Origin of the sequence: Streptacidiphilus sp. MAP12-16 (assembly GCF_041262165.1) — a bacterium.
GTDB lineage: Bacteria > Actinomycetota > Actinomycetes > Streptomycetales > Streptomycetaceae > Streptacidiphilus.
Genome location: NZ_JBGCBY010000025.1, coordinates 1 through 16523 on the forward strand (window position 1 = coordinate 1; position 16523 = coordinate 16523).

Here is a 16523-nt window from a genome sequence, read left to right on the forward strand (position 1 = left end):
CTTCACACTGTGGCGGCAACCAGAAGCCCACACCAGCCCTCCGACCAGGTCACTCCCACCAAAGCCCCGGACTTCTTCAGGGGCAAGTAGCTAGTCGACTACGACTGCTCCCAGTTTAAACCACTCGTTGGAAACTGCTGATGTTACTAGTCGTATCAAGTCATTCATGAACTGCTCACATTTCGCCCTATGGGATTCAAACATTCGGGGTGAGATGCTCTCCCGGCGGCTCCCGTGAGCAATGTCGTTTCTGGCGTTTTTGACAAACTCTATGGCGTTGAATTGCTGGCCGCTGACCTGGCTACTAGGAATGGCCAGCATGTAAAGGCAGCGCCTCAGAACATCACGTCCCAAGTTCATTTCCATCGAGGCTGCAATTTCTGCAACGATCTCAACAGGGGCGCTTGAAACCTCTTGCAACTTTTGAACGAAGATGACTTGATTCTTTGCTCGACGAGTTAGGCGCCCATCTTCCTCCTTTTCTTCGTCAGTACTCACATTCTTTCGCATGGCTTCGAACTCGGCCGTTAAGGCCGAGGCCATCAACTGTGGTTGTAGCTCATTAGCCTTGAGCGACTTCTCATTGATAGCATTGACATACACCGAAAATGCGTTCCGCGTAAAGCCTTCAAGGTGCGCGTACTGCATAACAAGAATTGTTCGCATTGCCGTGGCGGACCACTGATCAGCAGAGTCCCCTGCCAGCAGCGTGTTTCGCAAATGGCGAAGTTCGTCGAGCCGCCAGCTCAAATCATTTTCAAGCTCGGCTCGCAGCTCAACGATGTTCAAGCCAGCGCTCCGTCAAACCGGTCTTCGAAGTATCCAACGCGAGCTTTTAGCGCGTTGCGCTCGTTCTTCCCTCCGCCTGTCGCTTTCAGGAACTTCTGGTCGACCTTTCCAGATTTTACGACGTCTGCCAAGGCTTGCATCTGGACATCATCGTCGATATTAACCCTGTCAATCACGCGTTGGATACCGAGAGCGATACCTTCATAGTGATAGACAGAGAACTGACTCTTCGGCTGGCCCGACGGCGCTATGGTGCCGAAGATCCTGGAGCCGTAATCGAGGATGTCAGAAATCCTCTTAATGACACGGAATGTTTTCTCGAAGATCTTCCGTTCTTCCTCATAATCAAACTCTGTTGGTGCCGTGGGATCCGAGACGGCTTCCATGTAGTCTGTCAGAAAATCTGCAATATCGTGCCTGTATAGCTCCCCGGCATTCTTGAAGGAAAAGAACCGCAGTACGAGCTCCTGGTCGAACTTGCGCCTTACTGCGTTTTCAGTAATTGCGTCAATTGAAGCGGAGAAGTCCGTATTCCGGCTAAGGCTCACAATGAATTGGTTGAAGTCATTGGAGAGAAGCCGAATCGTTGCGTTCCTGACTTCCTGCTCTGCCAGTCGTTCCCCGCCAGTGTTGAGACGCTTGAACATGTAATAGCGGAGTCGTGGGTCACTTTCCTTGCGCAAGATTTCGGCGCGGATGTAGCTTCTCTTCAGCTTGATATCAAGGGCGCGAGGAAGATCCTTAATAGATTTTCCATTCAGCTCTTTGACGATGTCACAGTCGGAAAGAATTAGGGGCTCAAGCTTCTTATCGTCGATGACTAGCTGACCCCGAAAATGCAGGAAAGACGAGATGCGTTGCAACCCATCGATCAACTCATAAATGCGGTCATCTCTCTCGATGAGGAAGATTGGCGGAACAGGCAGCTCTAGGAGTAGGGACTCGATGAATCGCGCTTGGGCTCCTTCGGTCCAGCGAAACATTCGCTGGAATTCAGGATCGATTATCAGCTCGCCCTCGGCATGCATATTGGCCAACTCGTTGAATGAGAAGTCCAAGCTTTGGGTTCGCACCGCAGAAATCTTCATGTCTACGGCTCGGATAAGCTGGTCGGGGCTTGCTGATACTACCTCGTCCACTAGCTTTTCCTCCTGAGAGTGACCACGGTTTCCGCTACTTCGCCCTTGGTATATGCACGCGCTGATTTGTTCAGAGAAGTCAAAAGACGGCGGACTGGGAAATTCTCGCGTTCCTCCAGAACCCAACCCCGCCGCTGTGACTCATCAATGCAAATGTCTGCTAGCGCTACAGGCACATCCTTGTAGTAGGAGTCCTGGACCACGAGATGCATGAGTCCGTTGAATTTGGAAACTCTCGTGATCTCATCGAGACTGCAAGTCAGATCTGTAAGGTATTGTCGCGCTTGCTTCAAGTAGTAGCCCGTAGAAGCTTTACTGTCGTGGGCTTCAATCTTACCGAGAAGCGCTGACGCCACCGAACCCAAAGTCTCGCGGTTGAAAAATTCATTTCGCGTGAGAGTAGTTCCCATGAGGGCGTACCGAATCTTCTTATCATTAAAGATGTCGAGGCCCAGAATGGCCAATTCCCTAGAATACGCTACAGCGTAGTCAATCCGCGTGAGATACGGGGGTGACGTCAATACTACATCAACAGTTCGATCCGCTATTGGCAAGTGACCGGAGTCGGCTGTGATTAGGGCAATTGGCGCATCCGTTCTCGGTGAGGACTGTGCCCTCTTGAACAGGAACTCCTGTTCAGTGGCAATCGCCTGATCTAGCTGTACGGAGGGAATGTGAATCCGTTCCTCTTCGCTACTAGCTTTCTTCACCCAAGTTGGGTTAGTTCCCTCAAATGACTTGGTCATAAGACGAGCTACCCTGAACAGGGCGACGATTCCAAGTGCTCGAGTGGCCGGAGTGCAACCCGCAAGCTTCCGTGTCCAGTCGCGGAACCTCGAAACGGTTTCCTGATCGAACCAGTGGAAGAGAGGATCAGTACTGTCTAGCCTTTTTGGCGTAGCCCCGCGGCCCGGCGTCTTGCAAAGAACTACGCTCGAAGAAGCTGTGCATCGAAAGCTCGCTACAACATTAGCAATGGGATTTCTGTCAATCCCCAGGGCCTTGTGCCCTCGCGAGTTTGCAGCCAGGGTGGTTGTCCCACTGCCGTTCCATGGATCCAAGATGGTCAGGAGCCCAGATTCCTGCGATCCGCTAATCCGACTGCATGCCCATTCGAATGAGAAGCCGGCGTAGTAAGGGAAAGCATCCGCCATTCCTGCGGTCTCGGTAGCCGGCCTCTTGGGTGACAATGCACCGTGAACCATTGGTCCGGGCCGACTAAATTCGAGTGACGCATGAAGCGCTTCCTGAGCGTAGTTGCCGCCTAGGCTGCTGCTGGCTGACTTGTCCACTTTCCTTCTCTCGCGAGCTAGACTATCGTCGCCTCTACCCTATCGCATCGTTGGATGGTAAAAGTTATCACCTGTGCAGCTGTCGTCAATAGATATCCTCAGCCCTGTCGTTGAGGTGAATCCACGAGGCTGGGCTGAGGCAGCTCACGTCGCCGCTGTGTGTGCTGGCGGAGCCAGCTTGTAACGCGCGGGGCGAGGACCCTTCTGGTGGTGAGGAGTAGGGCTCGGTAGTGTGTGCGACTCTGATCGACCTGCCGCCTCGGAGCTACCCGCTCGTCACGCTCGTAGATGATCTTCACATGCCTGGGCAGCGACTGGGGCGTCCTCCAGACGACGGGGACCGTCGTGGTTCCTGCGGAGTCGCAAAGCTGAGCGCACGATATTCTACCGCCGTGATCACGGCAGAACGCGCGCGCGAGATAGCGAACATCTTCTTGGCCGAGGAGGTCAACGCCCAGCCCCAATTCGAGGGCATCACTGGGGAGATCACTAGGTTCGATGAGCACCGTTTTGGATGGGTGTTCTTCTACCAGTCATCGACCTGGGTAAAGACGAGAGACATCAACGACGCGTGGATGGGCCATGGACCGGTGCTCATCGACCGCCGTGACGGCAGTGTTCACGCTCTTGGGTCCGCCCGCCCCGAAGAGGACATGGCCCGCTTCCAGAGCCGCTACGACGCGGAGACCATCCAGAAGGACCGCTGAGAGAACCTCTGGGCCGTCTAGGTGCCGTGCGAGGCTGGCCAAAGGTGACCAACGACGACAACCGCCGACCGCTCCTCCGCAGTTCAGGGGAGTGATCGACGTTGGTCCGCAGGTCAGAGAACCGGCGAATCACTTCCTTCGACTTCTGATAAGAACCTGCAGTGCACTGCCGGGTACACCCAGATTCTATCTGGGAATATTCCATGCGTGGACGAGGGCATTGTGCAGTACAAGTTGCCCTTTGAGAAATACGTCTGTACCTTCTCGCCTGTGATAAAACTGCATATAGGTTTCTTGGCCAGGTCGAAGATTACCTAGAGCTCCAGCAAAGAAGAACCAGGTGAGAATCTTCTCCGCCTTCTTTTTGTTCTCTGGAGTCGAACCTCCGAAGCACTCGGCGCTAAATTCCTCGAGAGTGAAGGTACTCTTGGGAAGATGACGCAAAGTAACCATGCCTTCCCGAACTAGTTCTTGATCATCGCCATCCCTTCCAACGAGCTCGTTATGGATTGCATCAACGAAGTACTTAGACGAATACTGCAATACGCCCTCGCGGATAATCTCCTGGGTGAGTTTTCCATGTTGGGCCATTGGGAGATTTCCGGCTTCGGCGACCTTGCGAATATGTTCAAACAGCCTCAGCAAGTCGCGCGGGGTGTGTCGCGTTAGATTTAGAAGATACTGGTGGATTTGCACCCACTGAGGAGCTCCTCCGTGTCGCCCACCAAGCTGGACGTCTGCAGGGAAGTAGGCGTCGACAATATCGGCGGGTGGATCCTCAAGGAGCGAGCCGCCTTTCTTGCTTGCCAGCTTGAAAAGCGGCGCCTGCCGAGGCTGCCCAGACAGGATTCTCCAGTCCAGGTCTGCACCGAAGTCTTCCCGCATCTTGCCAGCGTCGGCCAGAGTCAGCCGGGAGAACAAGTCATTTCTGATCAGGAGAACCACGTGTGCACTCGACTGCGAAGCGCGCAAGCTCTGGTTGATCGAGTAAACAGCCTGTACCAATGCCGAGATAGAAGTAAAGTACTGTGGGTCATTGAGGTAGATCGAGTCAATGCCATCCAGGATCAGCGTGTGGCTGTTGTTGCGGCTCCCGCAAACCCATTTCTCGACAAATGGAACGATATTGGCTAGGTGTACCGAGCTTGTCTTCTCTCGTGAAAAGATCTCCCCAAACTGCGGAATGGGCACCTTGTACGTGTTCTTGGTGGTTGCCAGAACTGCCTTGATCGGAGTGGGGTCCATGAACCCCTCTCTCCTCAGCTCCTTTTCCACTCGTTGCAGTTCAGAGATCTGATGAAGTGGGCTCGATTTGTCGCTCAGTATCAAGTCGAGCAGTGCACATAGAATGATCAGTTTCCAGGCCGTGACCGTTCGGCCCACGCCCGCACTGTCACCGGTCTTCATGCGCTCGATATCAGCGATAGGCAGCTCGCTGATATCCCGAGTGCTCACTAGCTCTGTGGCCGATTTACTCAAGTCCATATACCATGCTACAGCTGACTTACCAGCACCCTTGGGACCCAGGACGAGAAACCTCCTGCGAGTCTTCAAGTCTTCGACGATCCTCTGATGGTCGACGAAGCTCTTAATGAAAGCTTCGGGATTGTCGCGTGCTTCATTCTTGCTGTCGGCCATGCCAAAGTAGAGTTCGGAGAACTTGGGTGAGCTACTCACGATGCAACCCCAAACTGTGGCATTCTGCAGCGAATTGGCACTGACCGGGGTCCGCGCCGGCCGACCATGGGAGCAGCATGCCAGAGTACGCGACGGATGTCTGTTATCTGCCGCAAGCTGGAGTCCTGCTCGTCGACGCCCATCAGCAACTGGGCCGACCCCTGGTGCTCGTGTGGGACAACCTCAACCCGCGATGCCCACATGCGCGCCTTCATCGACACCCATGACTGGATCACCGCCTACCACCTGGCCCCCGTATACCCCACAACTTAACCCGTCGAGCAACACCACGGCCTACCATCCGCGCGGACCTACCGGGCCCGGGGGTGTACGGTGCGCGCCGATCCGGCATCGCAGTGGCACACTTCGGCGGCCCATTGAGGCCACGTGCCCGATGCGTGCCCGTGCTGACGGTGCCGCGCGGTCAGAGAGAGTCAGTCACGGTCAGGCGGTGGGAAAATCGCAGATCAAGGGCACGGCAGCTCAGGCAACAGGCGCTGAAGAGTCTTCCCAAGCTCAGAGCGCGAGTTCGATTCTCGTCACCCGCTCCAGTGCTAAGGCCCAGGCCAGGGACATGATCCCCAGTCTGGGCCTCTTTGCTGTTCGAGCCCGAATCAGGGGCCGTGCCCCCTACGTGCCCTTCGTTGCGATCATGGTTCGGCGGACCCCTCGTCCGTGCCCCGGCCACGCCTGCTCTTGATCTCTGCGTCCATGCCGTCCGCGATCTTCCTGTCCCGCTCAGAGGTCGCGTTGCTGGTAGATCATCGCGGTGCGGACCGAGCCGTGACCCATGCGGGCCATCAGCTCCTTGAGACTGGCTCCGGTCGCAGCCGCCAGGGTGTTGCCCGTGTGGCGGAGATCGTAGAAGCGGAAGCCGGGAAGGCCGGCCGTGTCGCGCGCCTTGCGCCAGATCCGACCGAAGGACGACCGCCGGAACGCTCCTCCCTCCGGGCCGACGAAGACCAAGCCATTCGCGCCTTTCTCCGCGAAGGTGTCGAGGTGGTGCTTCACCTCGGGGAGGATCACGGCCGGGATGGTCACCAGCCGCTTGCCCGCATCCGACTTGGTGTCGCCGACGACCCGGCGGCCCGTGGTCAACTCCGGCGCGGCGAGACGGACCCGGACAGTCGCTGCGCCGAGGTTGATGTCCTGACGGCGCAGCTCCGCCAGTTCCTCAGGCCGCAGGGTGGTGAACGCAGCGAGCAAGACCATGGCGCGCCAACGCTCACCGACCAGGGCCGCGAGCTCATAGACCTGCTCGATCGTCGCCGTGCTGCGCTCCGGGGAGGGCTCCTTGCCCGCACCCTTGATTCGGCAGGGGTTCCGGCGGATCAGGTCGTCATCGGTGGCGGTGGCCAGGATCGACCGCAGCAGCCGGTACGCCTTGGCGGCGGTGATCCGCTTGTCTGCCTCCAGCGGCTCCGTACGCCAGGTCCGGATGCGGGGTGCGGTGATCTGGTCCAGGTCCAGGGCCCCGAAGGTCGGGGCGAGGTGGAGCCGGAGCAGTCGGCGGTACAGCTCCAACGTGGTCGGCCGCAGGTCACGTTCCTTGATCCAGGATTCGGCGTACTCCAGGAAGTTGACCGACCCCGCGTCCGGGTCGCGCCAGTCACTGCGCCGGAGATCAGCCTCCATGAGGGACAGGAAGACCTCAGCTTCATCTGGTTGATCGTCTGTGTGCGGGACTTGACGGCCGACCGGCGTGCCACGCGCAGGGCCTGGATGGCCTCCACGATGCCGTCGCGTGTTTTCGGGGTGCCGGCGGCAGTGCCGGCGAGCACCGATGTTGCGGCGGCGTAGGCGTCGACCGGGTCGGACTTGCCCTTGCTCCGGCGGGCTCGGCGGTCGGGCCGGTCGACCTCGACCACCTGGACCTGGTGTGTGCGCAGGTACCGGGTGAGGGCGGATCCGTAGGCGCCGGTTCCCTCCACGCCGACGGCGAGGACTTCGCCGTGCGAGCGCAGCCAGGCCAGCAGGCTTTGGTAGCCGTCAGGGTCGGTGGAAAACGATGCGCAGGCCAGGTGCCGGCCGAGGGAGTCGATGACAGCGGCCTGGTGGAAGTAGGTGTGGGTGTCGACGCCGCCGATCACCGAAGGGTTGTCTGCCATGCTGGTTGGTGCCGTCCTTCCGGTTCGATACACGGGGGATGGCACGCGCCGGTCGGGCGCCATCTGAATATTTCGAACCACCAACTTGGACAGAGCCCGACTCGATCGTCGATGGCTGGCTCACCGATTAGACAACCGGGGCGGAGCACTCGCGTGGCCGGGCCGTCCCTGGGCCCTGCGAGGTAGACCAACGTCGCCCAGCAACGACAACCGCCGACCGCTCCCCCGCAGCTCAGGGAGGTGATCGACGGTTCCGCCCCAGGCCAGCGATCCGGGGTGTCACTGTTGGGTTCGAACCAACGCAGGCATAGCCGGCTGATTTCAAGACCGTGGACTTCGAGATCGTGAAGGGTCAGACGTGCGTCTGTTCGTCGATGTCCGAGCGACGGCCTCCATACGAGGCGACCAATGCGTCAGCGACGGCCGCCGCGTCTGCATCGGCTATGGCTGCCGGGTACTCCGGCAGCAGGTCGTCCCAGACGGGCAGCCACGACCCGAACAGCTGGGTCTGCCCCTCGGGCCGGGCGAAGAACCAGATGTGCAGGTGCGCCGCTCCGTCCCCGATCCGATAGACGTGGGCCCGGGAGATGTGCGGCAGCGCCTGCACGTGGCGGACGAGGTGTGTGGTGAGCACGCCCAGTTCCGCCGCCATATCGTCGGACAGATCCGCCATGTCGTAGTGCTCGCGCGAGAACAGCATCAGGACCAGCGGCACACCGACGCCGCCGATCCGGGCCAGTCGCCAGCGCTCGTTGAACCAGATTCCCTCGTCCCGCTTACGGCACATGTCGCAGTCCGTGGGGTCCTCGCCGTGCCGCGCCGGCTCAGGCAGCACCGGAGGACGCAGCGGCGCGACGCGCAGCCCGTCCTGCTCGAATGGGCTGATGTTCCAGCCGGTCATCCGCGCCAACGGAAGCCGCAGCTCACCATCCGCAGCCGCACGGGCATGGTCGTAGAACTCATCAGGTCGCAAAGCCATGATCGAAAGGCTAGCGTTGCCCATTCGGCGCCCTCACGACGCCCCACCCGGGCCGTTCCGGGGCCGTGCGAGGCAGCCAGCGGCGCTCATGCATATCGGCGGCCGAGCTGCTGGTAGTGCGCATCGAAGGGGCCACCTGCCCGCCGCGTGCCCGTTCCGAAGGGACGTAGCGGGGATACGGGAATTCACGGTTTGGCCGGCGGTCAGCGGTAGGTCAGCGGATCGCCAGGTCGGCCCTGATCCGGTAGCGGACTCTTCTACACGATCCCCGGGCACAGCGGCTCGCCGAAGCGCGGATCGTCCGGTGGGTGAACCTCGTTGCACGCCAGGGGGCGACCGTGGTGGCCCGGGCTCCGGGGCGCGATAAATCCAGGGGGCTTGTCGTACGTGTGCGCTAGCGTTCCGCACGTTCGTGCCCGCGCAGGCGGTGCCGTTGCCGGGCGCTGTGCGCGGGCCTATGGGAGGGAAAACGTGAAGACATCGCTGGGCGCACGGACCCGTGTCGCTTTTGCATCGATCGCGGCCATCAGCTTGGCGCTGCTGCTGGCTACGCCGGCGAGCGCAGCCACCGGGACACCGACGACGCCGACCGAACTGTTCAACGCCGACCAGGCGTGCTCGACCGATGCGAGCGCGCCCCTGTACGTGGCCGGACGCGGCGGCCTGGTCGTCGAGGGCATCCCCGGTGACAGCGACAGCAGCGTGACGGAGTTGTCCGTGCAGTACCAGATCTGGCCGCTCTCCGACCCGACGAAGATCGCCACCGCCTCGAACCAGTACGCCCTGGCCGGAAACGAGTCCTCGGCGAACCTGGGCGGCGGCTTCCTGACGGACGGCCAGTCCTACGCCTGGCAGGCGCGGACCGTGGACGCGAGCGGCGCCGCCTCGGCCTGGTCGGCGCCGTGCTACGTGGCTGATGACGACACCGCGCCCGCCGCTGCTCCCACCGTTTCCTCCGTCAACTACCCTTCGGGGCAGTCGAACCAGGGCGGCGCGCCGATAAAGATCACCCTGGACGCGAACGGCACGAGCGACGTCCGCGGCTTTGTGTACTCCTGGGTCGGCAGCCTCCCCGTCGCGGGGGTCGCGTCCATCGGGGAGCACGGGATCCCCCAGTTCCAGGACCCCTACAGCGACCCGAAGTACTTCGCTCGTGCGGACGCACTGGGCGGCTCGACCACGGTGAGCCTAGTGCCTCCGCAGGCCAGCGGGTTCCTGGTCCTGACCGTGGCCAGCCTGGACCGCGCGTTCAACGAGTCCCCGACGACGCGGTTCTACATCCAGGTGAAGTTCGACGGCCCGACGGTGACCCAGTTGTCCCACCCGAAGGAGTTCGGCAAGCCCACCACCTTCGAGTTCACCCCTGACCCGGGGGTCGAGGCAGTCAGCCCGGTGGTCAGCTACACCGTCGTGCACCTGGGGCAGAATCAGACGACCACCACGGTGAAGGCGTCCGCCCAGGGCACCGCCAAGTTGAAGATCACGCTGGACGGCATATACGGGGACACCCTGCAGGTGTCCTCCACGAGCGCAGACGGCTGGGTCACCCAGGCCAACTGGTGGACCGGCGGCGAGGCCGACACCACTCCCACGGTCTCCTCGGACGTCTACGCCGAGAACGGCACTAGCGGCGGCGTCGGAGTGCCCGGCACGTTCACCTTCGCACCGAAGTTCAAGGGCGTGGCGAGCTACACGTACACCTTCAGCGACGGTACGACCGGCACGGTCAAGGCCAAGGGGCAGGGCAGCGCCCACATCTCCTGGACCCCGAGCCAGGGCGGCTGGTACGACCTGAACGTCTACGCAACCACCGAGAGCGGCATCCAACTGGCCGCCTACGACTACTACTTCACCGTCAACTAGCCCCACCGCCGGGTAGCCCACCGCCGCTCCGACGCGTCGGACGCCTCGACCCGCCGTCCCGCCTGGGGCGGCGGGTCGAGGCGTCCACGAGGATCAGGACGGCTTTCGGTCGCGTGGAAGGGCTGTCACCCCCAACCGGGTGATGGACACGCGCACCTCGCTCGGCTGGCATGACGGCGGCCTTTCGTCCGGCCAGAGCATCGCCCTGACCGGACTTGAGGACTGGTACGACGGAGTGCCTCCGTTCGGAGCCACCGCGCTCACGCTCAACGTCACGGCGACGAACACGGCGACGGGTGGTTATGTCGCCGTGTTCCCGTACGGCCCGTCCGACCCGAACACCTCCACTCTCGACTTCTCGGCCGGTCCATCTCCAATCAGGCGGTGGTGCGATTGCTCAACGACGGAGTCGCGTTCTCCCATGGAGGGGGACATGTCGACCTCGTAGCCGATGTCGTGGGCTACTACATCAACTGACGACTCGGCATCCTCGATGCGACCAGACCCGCACGGTCCGCCAGTCGAACGGCAGACGGACCGTGCGGGTCCCGATACGGGTCCCGATACGGGTCCCGATACGGGTACCGAGGAGGGCCGCTGACGTCGCTGCTCGTGCTCAGGACTGGGGCGGGGTGGACGAGGCCGGCGACTCCTTGCGCACGCTCAGTCCAGGACGTCAATTATGGGGACTGCGCAAGCAGCCGGCCCCGCCGCGACGGGTAGGCGGTTGGGCTCGCCGAAGATCATGAGGCCTGACATTCCTCAACTCTGCTGTGGCGAGAGGCTTTCGCCATGCTCGGGGAGAACGTCGGCCGGTGCCACGGATGCGGGGGTACTCCAGCAACACGGTCACCGACTGCCTGGGGTCCAGCCGGGTAGGGCCGACGTCCAGGTGACTCCGTAGGATGTGGCGCGCCGCCAGGGTGTGCGGGGGAGGAACGGGGGATCAGCATGACGGCCGAGGGTCCGAACCAGCCACGAAGAGGGCGGCGTAGGCCGCTACGACTGGCCCTGGCTGTGACGTGCTTGGGGATCGTGATGATCGTGGCCGGAGGTGTCACGCTTCACGCCGGCGTCCACGCGTACCGCGTGAGCAGTGCCGCCATGTCTCCGACCTTCGTGCCGGGTGATCTGGTGGTCGGGGAGACCGTCGTCCCGGCCACGCTTCGGCACGGCGACGTGGTACTGGCTGATCCCATGGGGTGGGGTGTCCGCGGACCGGTCCTCAAAAGGGTGATCGGCACCGGCGGTGACCGGATCACGTGCTGCGCCTCTGGACACGTGACCGTCGACGGGAAACCACTCGACGAGCCGTACGCGCCCTCGGCGGACGGCGGCATGCCGGACTTTGCGGTCACTGTCCCTGCGGGTCGCGTGTTCCTCCTGGGCGACAACCGTGCGGATTCCATCGACTCTCGGATGTTCCTGAGCCAGGCTCAGGGCAGCCTCCCCGCCTCCGCTGTGCTCTCACGCGTCGTGTGGACATCAAGGAGCGGGTTCCAGGGCGGGGCATCCACGACCCTGCTGGTCTCGTCCCTACTGACCGCCATCGGCCTGCTGCTCCTGCTGATCGGGCTGATAGCTCTGCCCATCGCCCTGGTCATCGCCGCTCGGCGTTCCCGGGCGGCCAAGTCTGCGGCCCGGAGCCTGTCCGGCCCTTCCGAGGATCAACCACGCCCGATTGGACACGCCTGAAAGGCGGAGGGTCCGATCGGCTCGGGCACTCGGTCGGCCTTTCGGGCACGAGTGCGCTCAAGCGGTACGTAGTCGGTTGCACGCGTCGACCACACAGGGTGTCGATCCGCAGCTCGCGATGGGTGGGCGAGCGTCTCGGGACACTTACCAAACCCAGCCATGACCGCCGGTGTTGTGGACCAGGGCAAGGGCTGCGGTGATCAGGGCGAGCCAGCGCGTCAGTGGGCTGCGCGGCAGCAGCGCCGCCAGGGGCCAGGCGGCGGCTGTGTACCAGGGCATGCACCAGGGAGCCACCACGATCCAGGCGAAGATCAGGGCGAAGGGCACGGCGACCACGCCTGGGGGCTTACCGGGGATCCGGCGCAGAGCCAGGGCGGCCACCAGCAGCAGGAGCACGGGCCAGATGGCGCTGATGGCGAAGGCAGTGGACGCCTGCCCGATCGTCAACCGTCCGAAGTGCTGTACTACCTGCCACACCGAGGGAACCGAGACGAGGTCCGAGGCCGTGGAGAGGGGTGCCAGAGCGTGCAGCCCGTACGTGAAGTACAGGGCGACCACGGTGACCACACTGACGACGGTGATGCGCAGCGCGCGGACCCAGGCACGCTGGCGGACGAGCGGCCAGATCAGTCCGACGCCGATCAGAGCTGCGCTGACCTTGACTCCTGCGGCCAGGCCCACAGCGGCACCGGCGAGGAGGTCGTGGTGCAGCAGCGTGCCCCGTCTGACAGAAAGTACGGCGCAGAGGGCCAGGGCGGCGACATAGGTGTCCAAGTGCCCGCCGCCGACCAGTTGGCCGATCAGGAGCGGATTGGCCATCCACAGCAGTCCCGCGCGAATCTCGTCCTCTGCCTGGCGCATCAGCAGCCAGCCGACCGCGATGAAGACGACGGCGTTCGCGACCATCAGCAGCCATATGGTCAGCCATGGATGGCTGCCGCCGATCATGGCCGCACCCTCCTGGATCCAGGTGGCGATCGGTCCGTACACCGACGGGGTGTGGAGCCAGCTGCTGCTGACGAGTTGCGCGTACGGGCCGCCCAACAGTCCAGGGGTGGAGGAGTAAGGATCGCCGCCCAGCGCGGCTATTCGCCCGTATGCGGCGTAACTGGCCGTGTCCGATGAGCCTATCGGGGTCAGGCAGGCGAGGGTGAGCACGGCAGCGGTGCCGGCCGTGAGCAGTTGGCGCCGCGACGGGCGCCAGCCTGCGCGGTTGGCGGCGAGCATGCCGAGCAGCCCAAGCAGTTGCAGGACGATCGCCGTGAGGGTGAGGTAGGTGGACGCGGCGCCGGGCAGCGCGGGCAGCAGGGACAGCGGCAGCCGTGCGTCAAGGGTGTGGTCATTGGGCGAGGCCAGGCCGACGACGGCCAGCAGCAACGTGCCGACGACGGCAAGGGTGACCGCGATCCTCGGCGTTGCGAGCGTCCGGATGGGGAATCTGTCCCCGGCCGGCGGCCGTGACCGCTGGGCGGGAATGCGCCGCAGGTTTTTGGCGGTGGCTACGTCGAGGGTCTCGGGCGGCTCCGGCTCCGTGCGTATCACGGACTCGTCCTTTGGCAGCAGTGTCGTCTTGCGCTGAACGGATCTTTCGACCGCCGACCGGCGCAACGAGCGTGCACCCCGCCAGGGAGCTCAGTGGATCGAGCCTCGGTGGCTTCCGTGGGTGTCGGGACTGAGGCGGGTCGCAGGATTGCCGCGACACCTGAGGCGCGAGCCCGGAAGCGGATCCGGATCGCCATCTCGCCCAGGAGGGCTGTGTTGCGATTGGTGGCCGGACAGGTCGGCGCGAGCGGATGAGTCACCCCGGAAGCGTATAGACGCTTCCTGGGATGGCGGACGGGGGTAGGGCAACCGCCTACACGACTACGCCCCGAACGCGCTCACGCAGCCCGGATCGGGCCTCGATCGGCCGGGGGCGGCGCAGAACACGGGCCCAGGCAACACCCAGGAACGCAAGCCCCGCGAGCGGATAGACCGCCGCGAAGGGCATCTCCCAGTACGGAAGGTGGAGCGCTCCGTCCCCCGACTGCGGCACCACCCACAGGCACTGGCAGGTGAACGCAGTCACGGTGACGGCGAGCGTCGTGCGCCGCCCCATCCGGCGGTGACCGCCACGGTCGTTCTCGGCTGAAGCTTCGGCCGCCAGCAGAATGATCACTGGGACGCACCACACCCAGTGATGTGACCAGCTGATCGGCGAGACCAGCAGACCGGTGATCGCACAGCACAGCACGCCCCAGGCTTCGGCTCGCGGTGCCGTCGAGGATCGTCGGGCGCAGGCTGTGGCCACCGCGAGTCCGAGGACGCCGACGGCCGCGGTCGCGACGACCGCCCAGGCACCGGGGTCGGCGGTGTGGAACAGCCTGGCGAGCGCGCCCCGCAGGGACTGGTTGTCGACGATCCAGGTCTTGCCGACGCGACCGGTATCGAAGAGGTCCTTGGTCCAGAAGTTCATCGAGTCGTTCGGGAGCGCCAGCCAGCCGAGCAGGACCGTGCCGAGGCTGGCGGCCCCGGCGACCAGGGCGGCCCGGACTCGTCCGGTGAACAGGAGGTAGAGGGCGAACAGGCCGGGGGTCAGCTTGATCCCGGCGGCGATACCGATGGCGATGCCCTTGCTGCGACTGCTGTCGGAGCGGGTGAGGTCCCACAGCACCAGCACCGAGAGAAGGATGTTGATCTGCCCGTAGTTCAGGGTGGTCCAGACCGGTTCCAGCCATACCCCGAAGCATGCCGCCAGGATCGCGACAGCAGGTTGCAAGCGCCTGGCCGGCCAGCCCGCCAGTCGGCACGCGAGGAGCGCGAACAGCCCCAGGAGTCCGACGTTGCCGAGCGTCACGAGCGCGCGTGCCGGTGCGACGGGTATCCAGGCCAGGCCGGTGAACGCCAGGGCCGCGAAGGGCGGGTAGGTCGCCGACAGCTGCCATGGCAGGACCCTCATGGCGTAGAGGTCCTGATCCGCCAGTACGGCGTGGCCCTCTGCGCGATAGACGACCAGGTCGACCATGGAGAGATGCAGCAGGAAGTGCCGCAGCAGTCCGTAGCCGAGGAGGGACACGCCTCCCAGGAAGGCCGCTGCGAGCGTGGGGTTCCGTCGGGAGAAGCCTGCCGGCCTGCGGCCGGCCCGAAGCGGGGCCCTCTGCCCTTCGACTCCGTACTCGTGATTCGCCATAGGTGGGGATTCTTGCAGGCGGTGCTGTGTCGACGAGCAGGCCATCCGGGTCGGAGTCGGCCCTCTGCGAGAACACCCTCGGCCAGGCGAAGACCGAGAGCACCAGGCCCGTGCATCCCGTCGCCCGTCATGGCAGCGGCACGACCGGATCATCCGGCGGGCGTCAACGATTCCCCGTCGAGTCGGGGGGCTGCCACGACCGTGTCGGCGACGACCCGTGCCTGTTTCCCGTCGAGGACGGTGCGGCCGAACAGGAGCCCATGCCACATCTGACCGACAACCGCGTCGATCAGGAAGTCGTTGTCCCTCCTGACCTCGCCGCGGGCGCGGGCCCGGGCGCGGGCGCGGGCCCGGAGCTGACGTCGCGGGCCGGCCTGGCCGCGGTGACGTAGCGGATCCAGGGACGCAGGTCGCCGACCTGGATCTGCTCGAACTCCGTGTCGCGGACCAGGACTTCCAGCTGGTCGATCGGATTGTGCTCCATGGCGGAACCGGTGGCGGCGCCGACCAGGTGTCGGCCGACCCGGCTGCTGGGCGGGCGGAAGTCGGCGATCATCAGGCGGCCGCCGGGGCGCAGTACCCGGTACATCTCGGCCAGCGCCTGCGGACGTACCGGCTCGGGCAGATGATGAATCATCAGGCTGCTGACCACGACGTCGAAGGAGTCGTCGGGGGCCTCGATCCGTTCGGCGATCCCGCGCTCGAAGGCGCAGCCGATCATTCCGTCTGCCAGCCTGCGGGCGTGTTCGATGACCGGCGCGGACGGGTCGGTACCGAGGGCGGTGCCGCCGGGCGAGACGACCCTGCCCAACTGCCGGGTGAGGTATCCGGTCCCGCAGCCCAGGTCCAGAGCGCGGTCTCCGGGGCTGGCGCCGCTGAGCTCCGCCAGCCGGGTGAAGACGCGGTTGCGGCGACCGCCGAAGGCGAGGGCCGCGAAGAGTTCGTAGCCCCGTCCCTGGTCGATGGTGGTGCCGCCGGTGTCCTGCTGCGGGTTTCCGTGCAGAAGGCGTCCGAGTTCCATGCCTGCCCCTAACTTAGTGGTGACTAAGAACGCTCATCTTAGTCATGACTAAGTTTTGTTGGCAAGGCCGTCTACGATGACCGG

General features: G+C 63.4%; 13 protein-coding genes and 1 pseudogene. 4 read left to right on the forward strand and 10 right to left on the reverse strand.

Annotated features, from left to right (window positions below; genetic code table 11):
• Positions 1 to 90: 90 nt before the first annotated feature.
• From ABIA33_RS27870 to ABIA33_RS27880, 3 genes are read right to left on the reverse strand one after another with little or no spacing between them, the layout of a single operon-like run.
• Positions 91 to 789, reverse strand: a complete 699-nt coding sequence (locus ABIA33_RS27870; RefSeq protein WP_370085385.1) for an MAE_28990/MAE_18760 family HEPN-like nuclease — start codon at positions 787 to 789, stop codon at positions 91 to 93.
• Positions 786 to 1928 carry a DUF262 domain-containing protein gene (locus ABIA33_RS27875; RefSeq protein ID WP_370085386.1) on the reverse strand — a complete coding sequence of 381 codons (1143 nt, stop codon included), beginning with the start codon at positions 1926 to 1928 and terminating at the stop codon, positions 786 to 788. The genes ABIA33_RS27870 and ABIA33_RS27875 overlap by 4 nt, the downstream gene beginning before the upstream one ends.
• Positions 1928 to 2674: a hypothetical protein gene (locus ABIA33_RS27880; RefSeq protein WP_370085387.1), complete on the reverse strand. Its 747-nt coding sequence runs from the start codon at positions 2672 to 2674 to the stop codon at positions 1928 to 1930. Before ABIA33_RS27880 ends, ABIA33_RS27875 begins: the two co-directional genes overlap by 1 nt.
• Before the next feature lie 938 nt (positions 2675 to 3612).
• On the opposite strand from ABIA33_RS27880, the gene ABIA33_RS27885 reads away from it, so the two are divergent.
• On the forward strand, positions 3613 to 3927 hold the full coding sequence (locus ABIA33_RS27885) for a YrhB domain-containing protein (RefSeq protein ID WP_370085388.1): 315 nt from the start codon (positions 3613 to 3615) through the stop codon (positions 3925 to 3927).
• A gap of 186 nt (positions 3928 to 4113) precedes the next feature.
• Here ABIA33_RS27885 and ABIA33_RS27890 read toward each other — a convergent pair whose 3' ends face one another.
• The 4 genes and pseudogenes from ABIA33_RS27890 to ABIA33_RS27905 all read right to left on the reverse strand — a co-directional run bounded on the left by ABIA33_RS27890 (position 4114) and on the right by ABIA33_RS27905 (position 8691).
• Positions 4114 to 5565 (reverse strand): P-loop ATPase, Sll1717 family, encoded by a 1452-nt coding sequence (locus ABIA33_RS27890; protein WP_370085389.1) that lies wholly within the window; start codon positions 5563 to 5565, stop codon positions 4114 to 4116.
• A 777-nt stretch (positions 5566 to 6342) separates the two neighbouring features.
• The gene (locus ABIA33_RS27895) at positions 6343 to 7239 is read right to left on the reverse strand and encodes a tyrosine-type recombinase/integrase (protein ID WP_370085390.1); all 897 of its coding nucleotides are present in this window, start codon (positions 7237 to 7239) and stop codon (positions 6343 to 6345) included.
• 80 nt (positions 7240 to 7319) lie between these two features.
• Positions 7320 to 7775: pseudogene (locus ABIA33_RS27900) on the reverse strand (transposase); the annotation flags it as partial.
• A 289-nt stretch (positions 7776 to 8064) separates the two neighbouring features.
• Positions 8065 to 8691 (reverse strand): hypothetical protein, encoded by a 627-nt coding sequence (locus ABIA33_RS27905; RefSeq protein WP_370085391.1) that lies wholly within the window; start codon positions 8689 to 8691, stop codon positions 8065 to 8067.
• Positions 8692 to 9162: 471 nt separating this feature from the next.
• Between ABIA33_RS27905 and ABIA33_RS27910 the strand changes: the two genes are divergently transcribed.
• The 3 genes from ABIA33_RS27910 to lepB all read left to right on the forward strand — a co-directional run bounded on the left by ABIA33_RS27910 (position 9163) and on the right by lepB (position 12249).
• Positions 9163 to 10554, forward strand: a complete 1392-nt coding sequence (locus tag ABIA33_RS27910) for a hypothetical protein (RefSeq protein WP_370085392.1) — start codon at positions 9163 to 9165, stop codon at positions 10552 to 10554.
• Between the two features lie 142 nt (positions 10555 to 10696).
• Positions 10697 to 11002 (forward strand): hypothetical protein, encoded by a 306-nt coding sequence (locus tag ABIA33_RS27915; protein ID WP_370085393.1) that lies wholly within the window; start codon positions 10697 to 10699, stop codon positions 11000 to 11002.
• A gap of 590 nt (positions 11003 to 11592) precedes the next feature.
• Positions 11593 to 12249: a signal peptidase I gene (gene lepB, locus ABIA33_RS27920; protein WP_370085394.1), complete on the forward strand. Its 657-nt coding sequence runs from the start codon at positions 11593 to 11595 to the stop codon at positions 12247 to 12249.
• A gap of 144 nt (positions 12250 to 12393) precedes the next feature.
• Here lepB and ABIA33_RS27925 read toward each other — a convergent pair whose 3' ends face one another.
• From ABIA33_RS27925 to ABIA33_RS27935, 3 genes are all read right to left on the reverse strand, one after another.
• Complete coding sequence (locus ABIA33_RS27925; protein WP_370085395.1) at positions 12394 to 13791, reverse strand: glycosyltransferase 87 family protein; 1398 nt, start codon at positions 13789 to 13791, stop codon at positions 12394 to 12396.
• Between the two features lie 313 nt (positions 13792 to 14104).
• Positions 14105 to 15418, reverse strand: a complete 1314-nt coding sequence (locus tag ABIA33_RS27930) for a glycosyltransferase 87 family protein (RefSeq protein WP_370085397.1) — start codon at positions 15416 to 15418, stop codon at positions 14105 to 14107.
• 289 nt (positions 15419 to 15707) lie between these two features.
• Positions 15708 to 16439 carry a class I SAM-dependent methyltransferase gene (locus ABIA33_RS27935; RefSeq protein WP_370085398.1) on the reverse strand — a complete coding sequence of 244 codons (732 nt, stop codon included), beginning with the start codon at positions 16437 to 16439 and terminating at the stop codon, positions 15708 to 15710.
• Between the last annotated feature and the right edge of the window lie 84 nt (positions 16440 to 16523).